This is a genomic window from Paenibacillus sp. 2KB_22 (assembly GCF_052115745.1).
Classification (GTDB): Bacteria; Bacillota; Bacilli; order Paenibacillales; family Paenibacillaceae; genus Paenibacillus.
On record NZ_JBFRHG010000001.1, the window covers coordinates 1,487,550 to 1,501,455 of the forward strand.

At 47.7% G+C, this 13,906-nt stretch carries 14 protein-coding genes; 1 reads left to right on the forward strand and 13 read right to left on the reverse strand.

Annotation, left to right across the window (positions count from 1 at the left end; genetic code table 11):
* Window positions 1-34: 34 nt before the first annotated feature.
* From AB4111_RS06360 to AB4111_RS06390, 7 genes are all read right to left on the reverse strand, one after another.
* A complete protein-coding gene (locus tag AB4111_RS06360; protein ID WP_442030870.1) occupies window positions 35-613 on the reverse strand; it encodes a TetR/AcrR family transcriptional regulator in 579 nt (192 codons plus the stop codon).
* A gap of 12 nt (window positions 614-625) precedes the next feature.
* Window positions 626-1,435, reverse strand: a complete 810-nt coding sequence (locus AB4111_RS06365; RefSeq protein WP_442030871.1) for a DUF92 domain-containing protein — start codon at window positions 1,433-1,435, stop codon at window positions 626-628.
* A gap of 228 nt (window positions 1,436-1,663) precedes the next feature.
* On the reverse strand, window positions 1,664-2,437 hold the full coding sequence (locus AB4111_RS06370) for an ABC transporter permease (protein ID WP_253433294.1): 774 nt from the start codon (window positions 2,435-2,437) through the stop codon (window positions 1,664-1,666).
* A gap of 17 nt (window positions 2,438-2,454) precedes the next feature.
* Complete coding sequence (locus AB4111_RS06375) at window positions 2,455-3,231, reverse strand: ABC transporter ATP-binding protein (RefSeq protein WP_442030872.1); 777 nt, start codon at window positions 3,229-3,231, stop codon at window positions 2,455-2,457.
* Window positions 3,232-3,258: 27 nt separating this feature from the next.
* The gene (locus tag AB4111_RS06380; protein WP_442030873.1) at window positions 3,259-4,287 is read right to left on the reverse strand and encodes an ABC transporter substrate-binding protein; all 1,029 of its coding nucleotides are present in this window, start codon (window positions 4,285-4,287) and stop codon (window positions 3,259-3,261) included.
* Between the two features lie 39 nt (window positions 4,288-4,326).
* Window positions 4,327-5,775 carry an aryl-sulfate sulfotransferase gene (locus tag AB4111_RS06385; protein WP_442030874.1) on the reverse strand — a complete coding sequence of 483 codons (1,449 nt, stop codon included), beginning with the start codon at window positions 5,773-5,775 and terminating at the stop codon, window positions 4,327-4,329.
* Between the two features lie 59 nt (window positions 5,776-5,834).
* A complete protein-coding gene (locus AB4111_RS06390; protein ID WP_442030875.1) occupies window positions 5,835-6,392 on the reverse strand; it encodes a MarR family winged helix-turn-helix transcriptional regulator in 558 nt (185 codons plus the stop codon).
* 381 nt (window positions 6,393-6,773) lie between these two features.
* On the opposite strand from AB4111_RS06390, the gene AB4111_RS06395 reads away from it, so the two are divergent.
* Window positions 6,774-7,181 (forward strand): hypothetical protein, encoded by a 408-nt coding sequence (locus AB4111_RS06395; RefSeq protein WP_442030876.1) that lies wholly within the window; start codon window positions 6,774-6,776, stop codon window positions 7,179-7,181.
* Window positions 7,182-7,301: 120 nt separating this feature from the next.
* On the opposite strand, the gene AB4111_RS06400 is transcribed toward AB4111_RS06395, so the two are convergent.
* The 6 genes from AB4111_RS06400 to hemE form a co-directional block, all read right to left on the reverse strand.
* Window positions 7,302-7,934 (reverse strand): fumarylacetoacetate hydrolase family protein, encoded by a 633-nt coding sequence (locus tag AB4111_RS06400; RefSeq protein ID WP_442030877.1) that lies wholly within the window; start codon window positions 7,932-7,934, stop codon window positions 7,302-7,304.
* 47 nt (window positions 7,935-7,981) lie between these two features.
* A complete protein-coding gene (locus AB4111_RS06405) occupies window positions 7,982-8,734 on the reverse strand; it encodes a glycerophosphodiester phosphodiesterase (RefSeq protein WP_442030878.1) in 753 nt (250 codons plus the stop codon).
* 24 nt (window positions 8,735-8,758) lie between these two features.
* Complete coding sequence (locus AB4111_RS06410; RefSeq protein ID WP_442030879.1) at window positions 8,759-10,174, reverse strand: CapA family protein; 1,416 nt, start codon at window positions 10,172-10,174, stop codon at window positions 8,759-8,761.
* A gap of 184 nt (window positions 10,175-10,358) precedes the next feature.
* The gene (hemY, locus tag AB4111_RS06415) at window positions 10,359-11,783 is read right to left on the reverse strand and encodes a protoporphyrinogen oxidase (RefSeq protein WP_442030880.1); all 1,425 of its coding nucleotides are present in this window, start codon (window positions 11,781-11,783) and stop codon (window positions 10,359-10,361) included.
* Window positions 11,783-12,733 (reverse strand): ferrochelatase, encoded by a 951-nt coding sequence (gene hemH, locus AB4111_RS06420; RefSeq protein ID WP_253433266.1) that lies wholly within the window; start codon window positions 12,731-12,733, stop codon window positions 11,783-11,785. Before hemH ends, hemY begins: the two co-directional genes overlap by 1 nt.
* Window positions 12,726-13,790, reverse strand: coding sequence for a uroporphyrinogen decarboxylase (gene hemE / locus AB4111_RS06425; RefSeq protein ID WP_253433263.1), 1,065 nt, complete (start codon window positions 13,788-13,790; stop codon window positions 12,726-12,728). The genes hemH and hemE overlap by 8 nt, the downstream gene beginning before the upstream one ends.
* Between the last annotated feature and the right edge of the window lie 116 nt (window positions 13,791-13,906).

Consider the following 13,906-nt stretch of genomic DNA (forward strand, 5'->3'; position numbering starts at 1 on the left):
TAAAATTCATATTACGTGCATTCACGCACTCACTTTAAACTTGTAAAAAAGAACGGCATCCGTCCAGAAACAATGCTGCTGCAAAGGCAATTCGTTTGTTCAGATGTTCCTCATTGAACTCTGGATTCAACATGATATCCATCTTCAGCCGGTCCAGAATTCCAATATAAGCTTCAGCAAGTAATGCAGGCTCAGGTACACTTGCACTCTCCAGTACTTCACATACCATGCTCATGTATTGATTCATGAATGCCTTCATGAATTTCATCAGGTCCGGATCATTATTGGGTGCCATAAAAAAGAGCTTGGTATGATTGCGGCGCTCATAATAATACGTAAGGTGGGTCTTGGCTATTGCTCCAAGTTTATCACCTGTGTTGTCATGCGAGTTCAATGCATATTCAAGACGACTGATAAAACTGTTACAGTCCCGCTTGGATACTGCGATAAATAATTGTTCCTTGCTTTTGAAATATAAATAAATGGTGCCTTTTGCAATGCCGGCTTCGTCTGCAATATCAGACATTTTCGTCTCATAAAAACCTTTCGAGCCAAAAATACCATAGGCCGCATCCAAAATAGCCTCCGATTTGTCTCCCTGTACCGTGCTCAAATGTACTCCTCCTTACAACGCCAAAATGTTACCTAAACCTATCGCCACGCATCCTCCGATAACCGAACTAAGCACGTTCACCAGGTCGTTACTCATCCATGCCCAGCCACGAGCCCGAACCGTTGGATGCCCGCAATGTTCATGTACCTCAACTTCACGGCCACACACAGTGCAACGATACATCTTCTGCACCGTTGCGCCCAGATAGGAATCGGCAAAAGCACCTGCCAACCCGCCTACAAGACCGACAAAAGTCCAACTAAACAGACCAAGCCCTTCGATCCCGGCGATCCATGAAAACAAGAAGGCTCCCGCACCAATCAGAGCCCCGCCTACGGCTGCGGCCACGGTGCCGAGAAATGAGACACCTCCTGAAGCACCTGGAGTAAGTACCTTCCATGTGAGAACAGAGCGCGGCGGCTTGCGACTGAGACTCCCGAGTTCAGTTGCCCATGTGTCCGATGTCACGGTAGCCATTACACCAATGAAAGCATATATCCATGCCGGATGTGGAAATATCCAGTATCCCAGACATAGGAACATGCCCATTCCACCATTAGCCATTACTTGCCCTGCGTCCCGATTTCCTGACTTGGCATAGGATTTCTCCAGCTCCTGCTTCCGATCTTTACGAAACCTGGAGAGCAACGTTGAAGTAATGAAGAACAACAATAACGTGCCAAACCAGAACAGGTTACCCGCTCCGTAATATATCGTTCCCATCACTATTGCTGCCAAGCAGCCAGACAGGGTTAGCGACTTTTTCGCATAGGCAGCACCTGCCACCATAGAAGCGCATACGGCGCCAATAATCCAATCCATAATGTCTCCTGCATGCAGCATAAGTACAGCCCACATGACGTTAATTGTATTTTTGAAATTCAATTATACCACGGTTTGATGCCAATGCCGAAACTCCTGAGGCCAGCACACAAAAAACCTGTTTCGGCCTCGTGTAGAAGTGCCAAAACAGGTTATTGACCAAACGTTACAACAAGATAAATCCCCTTCTCAAGTAACGTCTGGAATTGAGTGTTTCTGTGTTCTCGTTCAGACCCGCTTCGCTCCGCCAATGACCCCATATCGGTAAAGTACTCTGCGACCAAACCAGTTGAACAATCGATCCGTCAGGAATCCCATAAAACCCAGGGAAATCAGTCCGACAAAGATCCAATCCGTCCGGAAAAAGAGTCTGGAATTCCAGATCAAGTACCCCACTCCCTCATTTGCGGCAATCATCTCCGCACCGATGATGGCCATATACGAAGTTCCCATTGCCAGACGAACACCTGTGAAAATAAACGGGGTTGTCGCAGGAACAATCACATGCAGCAAAATCTGCCGTTCATTGGCTCCCATACTGCGGGCCGACCGGATTTTGTCTTCTTCAACGGAGAGTACACCTGTTAGGGTATTGAGCACAACAATGAAGAAAGTTGCGTACATGATGAGCGCAATCTTGGATTGCTCTCCAATACCGAACCACACCAAGAATAAAGTAATAAACGCGATCGGCGGGATAAAACGTATAAAGTTAAGGAATGGCTCGGCGAACAGCCGGATGATATGCACCTTGCCAATAATCAGCCCTACCGGAATAGCAATGATGCTTCCGAGTACCCAGCCCGCCAGTACACGAGTGAAGCTGATTCCGATATACTGCATCAGGGTACCGTCAGCAATCAGTTCACGCGCTCCTAGGATCGTATCCCAGGGACCAGGGATTACGTCAGGCCCATAGATGAGGGCACCAAGCTGCCAGATCAGGATGACCGTTACCCATAGGAGAGGGATGGACACCGATTTTTTTTCCAACCATTTCATCTTACATATCACCTCAGTTATTCTTCAAAGTGGCCTTGAATCCGGTCATACAGGGTGTTGAACTCAGACGAGGCGATGTTCCTCGGGTAAGGTAACGTATTGTGATAAATATCCGTTATATTCGAAGACGGACCTACAGACATAATGCCTATGCGCTCACCAAGCAATAACGCCTCCTGAATATCGTGTGTGACAAAGATAACGGTTTTATGTGTTTCTTTCCAAATATTCACCAGTTCCTTCTGCATGGTCCGCCGCGTCATTGCGTCCAGGGCACCGAATGGCTCATCCATCAGCAAGATCGCCGAGTCATTCGCAAGTACCCGAGCCAATTGAACCCGCTGCTTCATGCCACCCGAGAGCTCTTTCGGAAATTTCCCCTCATGAGCACTCAGTCCCACAAGCTGGATGTATCGATCAGAGATCTCACGTCGTTGTGTCTTAGGCACCTTGGACATTCGAAGTCCGAATTCAACATTTTCCCTCACAGTTAACCATGGAAAGAGAGAAGAATCCGCCTGCTGGAATACCACTGCCCGATCCCTGCCTGGTCTGTCGATCTCCTTGTTGTCTACCTTGAGCTGTCCACCCGACTTGGAGATGAAACCCGCGATCATGTTCAGCAGCGTTGACTTCCCGCACCCGCTGGGACCAAGCAGGACAAAGAACTCCCCTCCCTTGATAACCAGATCGACATCCTTAATGATATAATGTACATCCCCATTGGTCGGGGCATGATACGTTTTCCGAAGCTGTTCAATATGAATGGTATGCTGAGTTGCAGGTAAGGACATAACGGACACCTCCCATTGGTATAAGAATTATTTACTGTATGTCACTTTTTTCGGCAACGCCTGCTGGAGAGAAGTCAGATTGAGTTTGGTGTCAAGCTCAAAATCCTGTTTGATGATTCCGGTGTCCACCATGTATTGCTTCTGACCCGCCAAACTATCATAAGCAGCCTGCGTAAATCCAACTTCCCATGGATTGATCGGAAGATCTTTCAACGTGGCATCTTTAGGCTGTTTGGTCTCTTGATACATCAGATCGGCAACCTCTTCAGGATGCGCTTGGGCATACGTGGATGCTTCATCCAGCGCCGCAAGGAAGTCACTTATCTTTTCAGGGTTTGCCTGGATGAATTCATTACTTGATACCAGTCCCATCCCAAGGCGTATAGGCGTCTGAGACATATCCGTCAGCTGATGTACTCCTTCGAGTGCATCGAATTTATCGGTTAACGCGGAACCTATGACCCAAGCGGCATCAAGGTCTCCCTGTTTCAGTGCGATGTAGGCTTCATCAAAAGCCCCCTGACCAATTTGCGTCACATCACTCAGCGCCACCCCCTGATCTTTCAAATATTCATCCCATAGATATGGAATAAATGTGCCTCGAATGAAACTCACTTTCTTGCCTTTCAAATCTGCTCCACTCTGAATATCATCCCTTGCATACAGCCTCCAGGCGGCTGCCGCTTCATCCGTAGTCTGGCCTGCAGAAGCGATGACTGAATATTCCCCTTTAGCCAGTGCATTCAATACAGGGAAGTCCGCCCCGTACGCAATATCAACCTGTTTGATAAATAGTGCATTTACACCTTCAGCCGGTGAGCCAAACGTAATACTCTCTGCATCTATGCCCCGGTTTTCAAAAAAACCTTTGGCAATGGCTACCCTGAACGTTGGGTTCGTACTTGTATCTGCAATTCGAATTTTTACATTATCGGTATTCTTGCCGGTAGCGTCTTTTGCTCCAGATCCTGCTGCGTTTGAACTGCATCCGGATAATATGAGTGCCGTAGCCAGGAATAATATCAATACGCCGGTAATTATGGATGGTTTTCTCACAATATACACCCCATTCGATCTAGTCATGATTCTTGACGCTTAACCGCCCGACTTGCCTTCATCCGACGTTGCCACACAGGCTGCTCCCTCCACAAATGGAAGAGTTGTCTCTACGCTCACGATGGATGCAGAACCTTTGGGTGCTGCTCCCGGCACCCTGTAGGTGGAGACATCAATGGCTTCGATGGCAACTTCCTGCGGCTTCTCCAACTGTGGAACCCACTGATAAGGGACTCGATATGAGCGATAGACCATATTGGTATTCCGCCCATCCATGTACGGGGAGACATACTCCCAGACCAGCTCATGCTCCGCTGTCACTTCGAACAATCTGCCATTGGAACCTTCGGTTATTAGGGTGTTGCCGTTAGGTAAACGCTGGGCGGAACTGATGTATGGGCTATAAAATTTATAAGAATCCGTCGGAACCGAGAAACCTGCTTCTGCCGAGGTATACTGCCAGACAATCTCCAGGGTGACCGGGTTAATCTCCAGCACACGCGAGTGATCCCGAATCGCATGTTTTAATCCAAATGGGGAAGCCGGATTCGGAAGGCCGTAACCTGCCCAGCCGCCATTGTCGAATACAAGCAAGTTCCCTTCTCCAGGAAGGCCCTGAGGAATGATATGTGCATGATGCTGCCCGATAATTGTGCCAATGTGCTTCGCTTCAGTTGAAGTATAGTCGGGGCCCAGTCTCCATACAATTTTTCCGCTCTGCCTGTCTGTAATTGCGATTATATTGGCCTCTCTTGCATCCCAGATAATATTGTCGGGGTGGAACCGTTCGTCTCCGTCTTCATAGAAGCGGTTGGGTCCAACATAAGAAGCAGAATTAATATGTAACCAGTCACCGACACCACCACCCAAATGACCGAAAGAACGTGTATTCGGATCACGGAACAGAACATTTCGAGCAGCTTCATCAAAACCTAATTCTTCAAAGTGCTCGTTAGGCAGCCATTCCCAAAGTACCTTCCCCTCCCAATCCACTTCAATAATGGCGTCATCAAGCAATGGCTTATCTGAAATTTGCGGGTTACTCACATTTTTGTGAGCCAGGATAAGTGTTTTGCCACTCTTCGTCTTCGGTGCAAGCCCAGGTGCATAGTACCCTACCGGATTACCCTCACGCTGATAATCATGATGCTGGCGGGCATACCATAGTGGCTCATACCCCGGATCTTCGATGTGTTCGTAGTTATTGTATTTCCATACTATGTTGCCGTCCCAATCCACCTGAACCAGATCGACATTATCCTGAATACCGAACTTCGGATCTCTCCGACCCGTGCTGCCCAGCACGTAGCCACCAGGTAATATTTTGGCCGGAAAACCTAATAATCCTTTCCACAGGTGAACCTCCTTGCCATTCATATCGATCAATACTACGCCTTCCTCACCTGCCTGATAGACGGTATAACCGCCCCAAGCTTTATCCGGATTGTATAGCGTCGCTCCAGTTGGATATATTGTTGAGTGTCCCATTGATCATCTCTCCCCTAGAATGTTAGTGGTATATCAAATGCCGTTGCCTTGACTCAATCTCAATAACTGAGATAGTTACTCTTTCCGGTATTGTCCCGCTGCTTCTGCTCAAGGTTACTTGTGGAGGACCGATCATGTTCTTGTATCCCGTTGTTCTCCGCCAACTCCAGCACCGTGTCCGAGAACCCCTCCAGATTCGCTACTACCCGCTCGTAGAATTGACTTTGCTGTTCCAGTTCCTCCATCGTAAAACCCTCAAACAGAAGCGTGATACATCGGGCACCGATGTTGCTGTTTCTCGCATACATTTCCCGCCCACTGGAAGTGATATCCAGTAAAACCGTCCGGCGGTCGTCTTCCTTTCGTCTGCGGATGGTGAGTCCCTTTTTCTCCAACTTATCGGTCAGAGCTGTAATGGCACCTGATGTAAAGTCCAATTGTTCCGCCAAATCGCCAAGCCGCTGTTCTCCCTCACGTATGATCTTGTGCAGGATAAGCATGCCTGGCAGGCTGATGCCTTCTACAGAGATACGATCCCGCTCTTTGACGAATCGTCTGACCATTTTGCGGAATAACCAGTCCGTCCGCTCCAACGCTTCCCAGTCTCTATCACTCAATTCATAACCTCCTTGATCGTCTGAAACCTCAACAGCATACGAAAAAAGGCCCCCGTGGACATTCCATAGTGGAGTAGTCCCGGGAGCCTTTGGTGGTCCAATCAGCTCGATATATTTTCAATTCAAATTATTTCACTGTTCATTTAATGAGTATTAAAATAATTGAGATCATCATATAACCAACTAACCCAACCTGTCAAGTGTGAATTATAAGTTATCTTTTTTAAGGTCATTCTCCGTCGGATTAAAATTACTTATCCTGTTTTAAGTTTCACTTCAGGTTTCCCGTTTACACTATTCTCAGATCGATATATCAACCAATACATCTATGACAAGTTACGATTCAGTTCGTACTCAACTACAGAAATGAGGATTATGCATATGAACATGAAAAGAGTCATTATTATAGGCACCATGATTGTCACCATGTCCTTTGCGGGAACCGCATGGGGCCAATCCGCCATCTCCCCCATACCTACTGCTAAATGGTTCATCGTTGACCTGGATACTCGTGAGGGAAGCAGTGACGAACTGCTCAACGCTCTGAATCAGCCTTCAAAAGAGCATCTGTATCAGGAATTGTACAACGGCAAATCGCTGAGAACGATTACGGAGGAAAACAAGGGGAATTTGGATGAGGTGATTGCTATACAAGTAAGACAGCTCAGAGAGCAGTTGGATGAACGACTCGCAAGTGGAAGTATCAGCTCGCAACAACACGCTGCACAACAAGCTGAACTGCAAGAGTTGGTCACGCAGAGCGCAAATACAGCTTACAGCCTGACGTAATCAGCGACCGATCCTTACGTTAAATATACAAGTTGCCATGAATAACATGGCAAAAAGGAGCGTGTGCACGCCCCTTTCTTGTACCCTATTCTCTTATCAAGCAGGTATGATGTGTAATCCTTATTGCGCTGCCCCAATCCTGCATACACCCAAGGATTTGCCGTCCCATGCCAGTTCGAGCACATCTCCTGCTTGTGTTGGTCCAACACCTTCGGGTGTTCCTGTAAAAATGACATCTCCCGGCCCCAAGCCGTAATGGTGACCTACATAATTCACAATATCCTGTAGACTGAAAATCATGTTACGAATGTTACCACGCTGGACTTCCTCACCGTTTTTAGTCAACGTAAAGTCTTTCTCCAGCAGTGCTGCCGCCCCCGGGAACGCCTGAAATGCAGTAACCGGAGCCGAATTTTTGAATCCTTTGGCCGCTGTCCAGGGATGCCCCTTTTTCTTAATTACGGACTGTACGTCACGTAACGTAAAATCAATACCAAACGCATACGCAACCACCAGCTCATCTACCGCCATACCCGGCTCATAACTCCGGCCGATCTGAACGACCAATTCAGCTTCATAGTGAACTTCACCCTTGGTAGCAGGCAATTCAAGCGTTTCACCATTCAGGGGCACGACTGCGTGAGAAGGTTTCATAAAGATCATTGGCTCATCCGGAACCGCGTTGCCCAATTCTTCCGCGTGAAGTTTATAATTGCGTCCTACACAGTATACATTGCGAATGTTAGTCAACATGGGTAAATTACCACCTTTATTGGATTCAATAGTGCATTTTAGGGCCTTTACGGTCTGAAGAATCGGCTGCTCGTCTCCTGAAATGCCAGTTCCCATACGTCAGGACGGTTCGTACATAACATGAGTTCTGGATCAACTGCGGCCAGTTTCTTCATAATGGTCTTGTCATCTACTGTCCAAGCCATCACCCGAATACCTGCACTCCGCATCTCGCTCATTAAGGATTTGTCTACATTGGTGTATCCAATCGAGAGGAATGTACATTTCATCTGCTGGAGGGCGGTTAACAGATCACCTGGCCGTGCATCGATAATCAGCCCCGTCTGGATCTCCGGTGCAAGTTTCTTCACTTCGATCAGAGCGGCTGGTTCAAATGAGGTGATTACAACATCATTTTGCATATGTCTTTTTCTCACTTCATGTATAACAGCCGCAGGCAGACCCGGGTACATGTCTCCCTGCGTTTTCAGTTCAATGTTCAGACGTACTCTGCCGCACGAGCGATCTAACAATTCACTTAGCGCCGGAATACGTTCGCCTTTGTAAGACTTGTTTTTCCATGCTCCCGCATCCAGACGTTGCAGATCAGCCCAATCGGTTTCCCGAACCAGACCCTTGCCATTCGTCGTACGATCCACTGTAAAATCATGAATGATCACTGGCACACCATCACGCGACAACTGCACATCCAGCTCCATCCACTGAACTTCAGGCCGTTCCATGGCCATTAGAAACGCAGCCATCGTATTCTCTGGTGCAATAGAAGAAAATCCACGGTGCGCTACACATAGGTTGTTCATTCGATTCCCTCCTCAAAAAGGTTATTAATTAGGCGAAGCGACTCCATTTCCATCATATCGAATGCCTGGGGAGAGCTTTGCCATCTGTTGTAACAGCATTTTGTTTGCCTCATCGATCATCGGAATGGCCTGACCGAGCCCGGCCTCATAAGGGATGACTTTCATGCTGCAAGCTGCATCAGGACTACAGCGTGCCTGAAATACCGCCGTTTTCCATGTCTCTTCGGTTGTTGATCTGGAGAAAATGAAATTTCCCGTACTGTATGCAATCCATTTCCCCTTATAGTACTCCAACCCTTGCAACACATGAGGATGACCACCTATGACCAGATCCGCGCCGGCATCTACAAATTCATGAGCCAATCGGGTCTGATCACTGTTCGGAGTACTTACACGTTCCTCTCCCCAGTGTGCAACCACGATCACCAGATCAGCCTTCTTACGAGCCTCCTGGATCGCTTTGACCGCTCCTGTGGAATCATAGGCTTCAGCAACGCCAGCCCGATTGCCCTCAGCCTTCCAACTCGTTTCCGGTACAACGCGGGAGAACCCAAGCAATGCAATCTTCATGCCTTTGCGTTCCAGATACGCTGGTGCATAGGCTTCATCCCGGTTCATACCGGCCCCAGTGTGAGCTATACCATATTCCTTGAGATAGGTTAACGTATCTACCAAACCCTCTACACCCTGATCCAGAATATGATTGTTAGCCAAATTGACAGCATCAAAACCCGCAGAGGCCATTGCCGCCAATGCTTTGGGCGAAGATTTGTATACATATGTTTTGTCAGCTGCACCAGTACCGCCTTGGGTTATCGGAGTCTCCAAGTTGCCGATGGTAAGATCATCATCCTTGAACAATCTGCCGAGCTTGGCAAAGGGATAATCATAACCGTTCTTATCCAGCAGTTCAGCAACTTTGCCCGAAAATTGAATATCGCCGACAAAATTAATGGTGACATCCTTCGCTGAATTGGAAGGTTTCGACGTCCCTGATTCGGTATCCACACCTGCATTTCCCTTGGTGCCTGACGGTGTCGAATCTGTAGCAGGTTTTTTCGTTCCGGATTCGGCTTTCCCATTATTGGTATTGCCTGAAGTATCAGGTTTCGCTAAGCCAGATGACTTATCTGCATCTGCTGTTGTTTCTTCATTCGTTGCTTCGGGTTCTTCTTCCGGAGTCTTATCAGACTCCTCTGAGTCTGGAGAACTTACTTGATCCCCGCCTTTGGAATCGTCTCCAATGGAAGGCTGATCCTGATCAACCATTTCTTGCTTCACCGGCTGGTCCGCCTGTTGCTGACGTGTGTTAATGACATAAAAAATGCCCACCAGACCGATTGTCATGATCAATACAAAATTAATTGTCCAGATGATTCTATCGCGGGTGCGCTTTCTTTTTTTCCTCTCTACACTTCGATCTGATCTTGGGGGATACATAAGCAACTCCTCTTCTTCTTCACAGCCATACATACCATTATATCAGGCATATTCTGGATTTCCATCATTCCTTGGAACTGTATCGATTGAAAGGGTATTAACTCGGTTAGCTTCTAGATTTTCACATAAAAAAAGCCATCTCTCCAGTAGATAATTCTACGGTGAGACAGCTCTCTTGCTGTACTTAATCTGCTGCAAGCTCTTGTGTTGCCAGGATAGACATTTCCTTTGCTTGTCTGATGCAATCAGGCAAGCCTACGCCCTCATAACCTGCACCTGCAATGTACACACCAGGTAACTTGCTGCCAAGCTCCTCACGAAGGGCGGCAATATGTTGGAGGTGTCCCACTGGATACTGAGGCATGGATTTACGAAGCCTTGTAATCTCGGAGAAGATCGGCACTGCTTCGATACCCATCGTCTCTCTCAGATCTTTGAGAACCAGATCCGTGAGCGCTTCGTCTGGAAGCTCTACGTTCTGTTCGTCACCCGAGCGACCGACATAACAGCGAAGCAGTACTTTATCGTCCGGGCTGGTATGCAGCCATTTCGTCGATGTCCACGTGCAAGCCGTAATATTCCGACCCTCTTTCCGCGGAACAAGAAAACCCGATCCGTCGAATACATGCTCCACCTCTTTTTTCTCAAAAGCGAGCACTACATTGGCCACAGATACATAATTAATCGCATCCAGTGCCGCTGTGTCCACGTGTGGCTTCAACAGATCTGACGCGACATATGTCGGCACAGTAACCACTACATCATCAGCTTCAAGCATTTCACCATTCTCCAGCTCAACATGATATCTGGTCTGCGTTCCATCAAGACGTTGCAGTGACTTCACCGCGGTGTTCAGACGTTGATCCACATCCTGCAACTCATGGACGAGTGCATGAACAAGGCTCTGCAGTCCCTGACGAAAGTTCAGAAAAGCGCTCCGTTTGGTTCCGGTATGCGTCTCAGCCGGTTTGCGACCTGTCATCATGCCCCGGATTAAGCTACCGTAATCGCGCTCTACTTCTCCGAACTGCGGAAAGGTAGCCTGGAGGCTTAATCTCCGCATATCACCTGCATAGATTCCCGCGAGCAGTGGTTCCGTCAAGTTCTCCAGCACTTCCGCTCCAAGACGGCGTTCAATCATATAACCAAGCGATTCATCTTCTGTTGTACGACGAGGCGGGATGACAAAATCCATCAACGCCCGCAGTTTGCCTGCCGGAGAGACCAGACCACTTCTCAGGAAAGGTCTTAATTCTGTAGGAATACCGAGAACGAGTCCTGCTGGCATAGGATGAAGCTTGCCACGCTGCATGATATACGTTTTCTTCGACTCCGGATTCTGACTGACCAGCTCATGATCAATCTCCAATTCTTTAGCCAGGTCAATCATGGCAGTTTTGCGAGCCAGGAAGGAATCGGGCCCTTTTTCAATCACAAATCCATCCCGGTGCAGTGTTTCAATCATGCCTCCCATGGACGAGCTTTTCTCGACCAAAGTAATCACGGGTTCAACTCCCGCTTCCCGGTAATGCTTGCGGATATAAAATGCCGCGCTGAGGCCGGTGAGGCCACCGCCGACGACAACAACACGGCGTTTCTTATCACCCATTACTCATCCGACCCTTGCTGCCATTGGCTTATAATAACGTCGCTTAACGTCTCCATGTATAGAGGATCGCTATTGAGAGAATCAATACGCATCAGGCGCATATCAATTTCTTTGGCAATCGATTTGGCCTCAATATCGAGATCATAGAGTACTTCGAGATGATCCGAGACAAACCCGATTGGTGCAACAAGTACATCCTCTACCTGTTCACGCGAAAGTTCCTGTAACGTATCCAGAATATCCGGTCCGAGCCAAGGCTCAGCTGTTCGTCCGGCACTTTGCCACGTAAATTGCCAATTGGTTATTCCTACACGTGAGGCAATCACTTCCGAAGTCTCCAGCAGTTGTTGTGGGTATGGATCACCCATCTCCACAATACGTGCCGGCAGGCTGTGAGCACTGAACAGCACCTTCACATCTCCGCGTTTTGCTCCAGCTTCCTCAAATGCATCCAACTTGGCACTGACACGCGTGGACAACGCCTGAATTAATTTCGGATGCAGATGATAACTCTCAATAAAGGACATATGAATGCCCAGTTCTTCTGCTTTTTCACGCGCACGTTTGATATAACTGCCTACACTCATTGTGGAGAAATGAGGAGCCAGTACAATACCAATTGCTGTCTGAATTCCATCCTTCGCCATCTGTTCCACGCCGTCCTCAATAAACGGATAGGCATGCTTCAGTCCTTGATAACAACGGAATTCCACATCAACGCCACGCTCATCGCGGTTTAAAGTCTCCTGAAGAGCCTTGACCTGATTGTCCGTGTTCTCCCGAAGCGGGAATACACCGCCAACAATGGCTTCATATCGATCCGTCAGTTCCTTCAATTGCTCCGGTTCAGGCGGACGTCCTCTGCGGATATGTGTGTAATATGCTTCAACACTTTCCATATTTTCTGGTGTACCATATGACATCACCAGTACACCTACAGTATTAGTCATTAGTTATCGTCACCCCTGTCTTTAATGCTTCAGCAGAATACTCATGAATATAAGCCGTTAATTCTCTGAGCTTCTCAAGGGAAGCTTCGGGGAATAGTCCGTGCCCCAAGTTGAAAATATACCCCGGCTCCTTGATTCCTTCGTCAATAATCAATTTGGCTTGTTCCTTGATTAGTTCCATCGGTGCAGTCAGCAAATAAGGGTCCAGATTTCCTTGTACGGCAAATTTGCCGCCAAGACGTTGACGCCCTTCCGAAATCGATACTCTCCAGTCCAATCCAATCACATTGGCTTGCAGATTATGCAGCGCTGGCAACAACTCGCCCGAGGCGACACCAGGGAAATAAATCTTCGGTACATTCAAATCCGATAATTCGGTAAAGATACGGGTAATCGTAGGCAACACATATGTTCTGAAGTCTTTGGGAGAAAGTGCTCCAACCCAGCTGTCAAACAACTGGAATGCCTTACCGCCATTCGCAATATGCGCACGGACATATGTAATAACCATATCACCAAGCTTCTGCATCAGCTTATGCCACACCTCAGGCTCGCTGTACATCATCGTTTTGGTGCGGATATAACCTTTCGAAGGTCGGCCTTCGATCAGATAGCTCGCAATCGTGAAAGGCGCGCCTGCAAACGTAATCAAAGGCACGTCAAGCTCTTTATCCAGAATTCGAATGGTCTCCAGAATATGTGACAGATCTCCTTCTACGTCGATGGGGCGCAGCCGATCCACATCTGCAGCTGAACGAATCGGATTATCAATGACCGGTCCAATATTTTTTACAATGTCAAAATCAATGCCCAATGAGGCAACCGGATTCATAATATCGGAATACAAAATAGCCGCATCTACACCAAGTTTGCGTACCGGCATGAGTGTAACTTCAGCCGCCAGCTCGGGTTGTTTGCAGATTTCTAGTAAGGAGTACTTTTCTTTAATTTTGCGATATTCAGGATCGTAACGTCCAGCTTGACGCATGTACCATACCGGGACACGGTCTACCTGTTGTTTGAAACTCGCCCGAATCAGTCGATCATTATAGCTCATGTAAGAAGCCTCCAATAGTTTTTGGACTCATAATTACCATTATGCCCTTTTTAAACAGCTGTAACAACCACATGCGGATGCGTTCTACGTGACAATACTATGACATTCCTTACCCC

Excerpts from the sequence above, each read along its gene's own strand:
- AB4111_RS06365 (WP_442030871.1), bottom strand. The coding sequence starts at position 1,435 with ATGGATTGGATTATTGGCGCCGTATGCGCTTCTATGGTGGCAGGTGCT.
- AB4111_RS06370 (WP_253433294.1), bottom strand. The coding sequence starts at position 2,437 with ATGAAATGGTTGGAAAAAAAATCGGTGTCCATCCCTCTCCTATGGGTA.
- AB4111_RS06375 (WP_442030872.1), bottom strand. The coding sequence starts at position 3,231 with ATGTCCTTACCTGCAACTCAGCATACCATTCATATTGAACAGCTTCGG.
- AB4111_RS06385 (WP_442030874.1), bottom strand. The coding sequence starts at position 5,775 with ATGGGACACTCAACAATATATCCAACTGGAGCGACGCTATACAATCCG.
- AB4111_RS06395 (WP_442030876.1), top strand. The coding sequence starts at position 6,774 with ATGAACATGAAAAGAGTCATTATTATAGGCACCATGATTGTCACCATG.
- AB4111_RS06400 (WP_442030877.1), bottom strand. The coding sequence starts at position 7,934 with ATGTTGACTAACATTCGCAATGTATACTGTGTAGGACGCAATTATAAA.
- AB4111_RS06405 (WP_442030878.1), bottom strand. The coding sequence starts at position 8,734 with ATGAACAACCTATGTGTAGCGCACCGTGGATTTTCTTCTATTGCACCA.
- AB4111_RS06410 (WP_442030879.1), bottom strand. The coding sequence starts at position 10,174 with ATGTATCCCCCAAGATCAGATCGAAGTGTAGAGAGGAAAAAAAGAAAG.
- hemY (WP_442030880.1), bottom strand. The coding sequence starts at position 11,783 with ATGGGTGATAAGAAACGCCGTGTTGTTGTCGTCGGCGGTGGCCTCACC.
- hemH (WP_253433266.1), bottom strand. The coding sequence starts at position 12,733 with ATGACTAATACTGTAGGTGTACTGGTGATGTCATATGGTACACCAGAA.
- hemE (WP_253433263.1), bottom strand. The coding sequence starts at position 13,790 with ATGAGCTATAATGATCGACTGATTCGGGCGAGTTTCAAACAACAGGTA.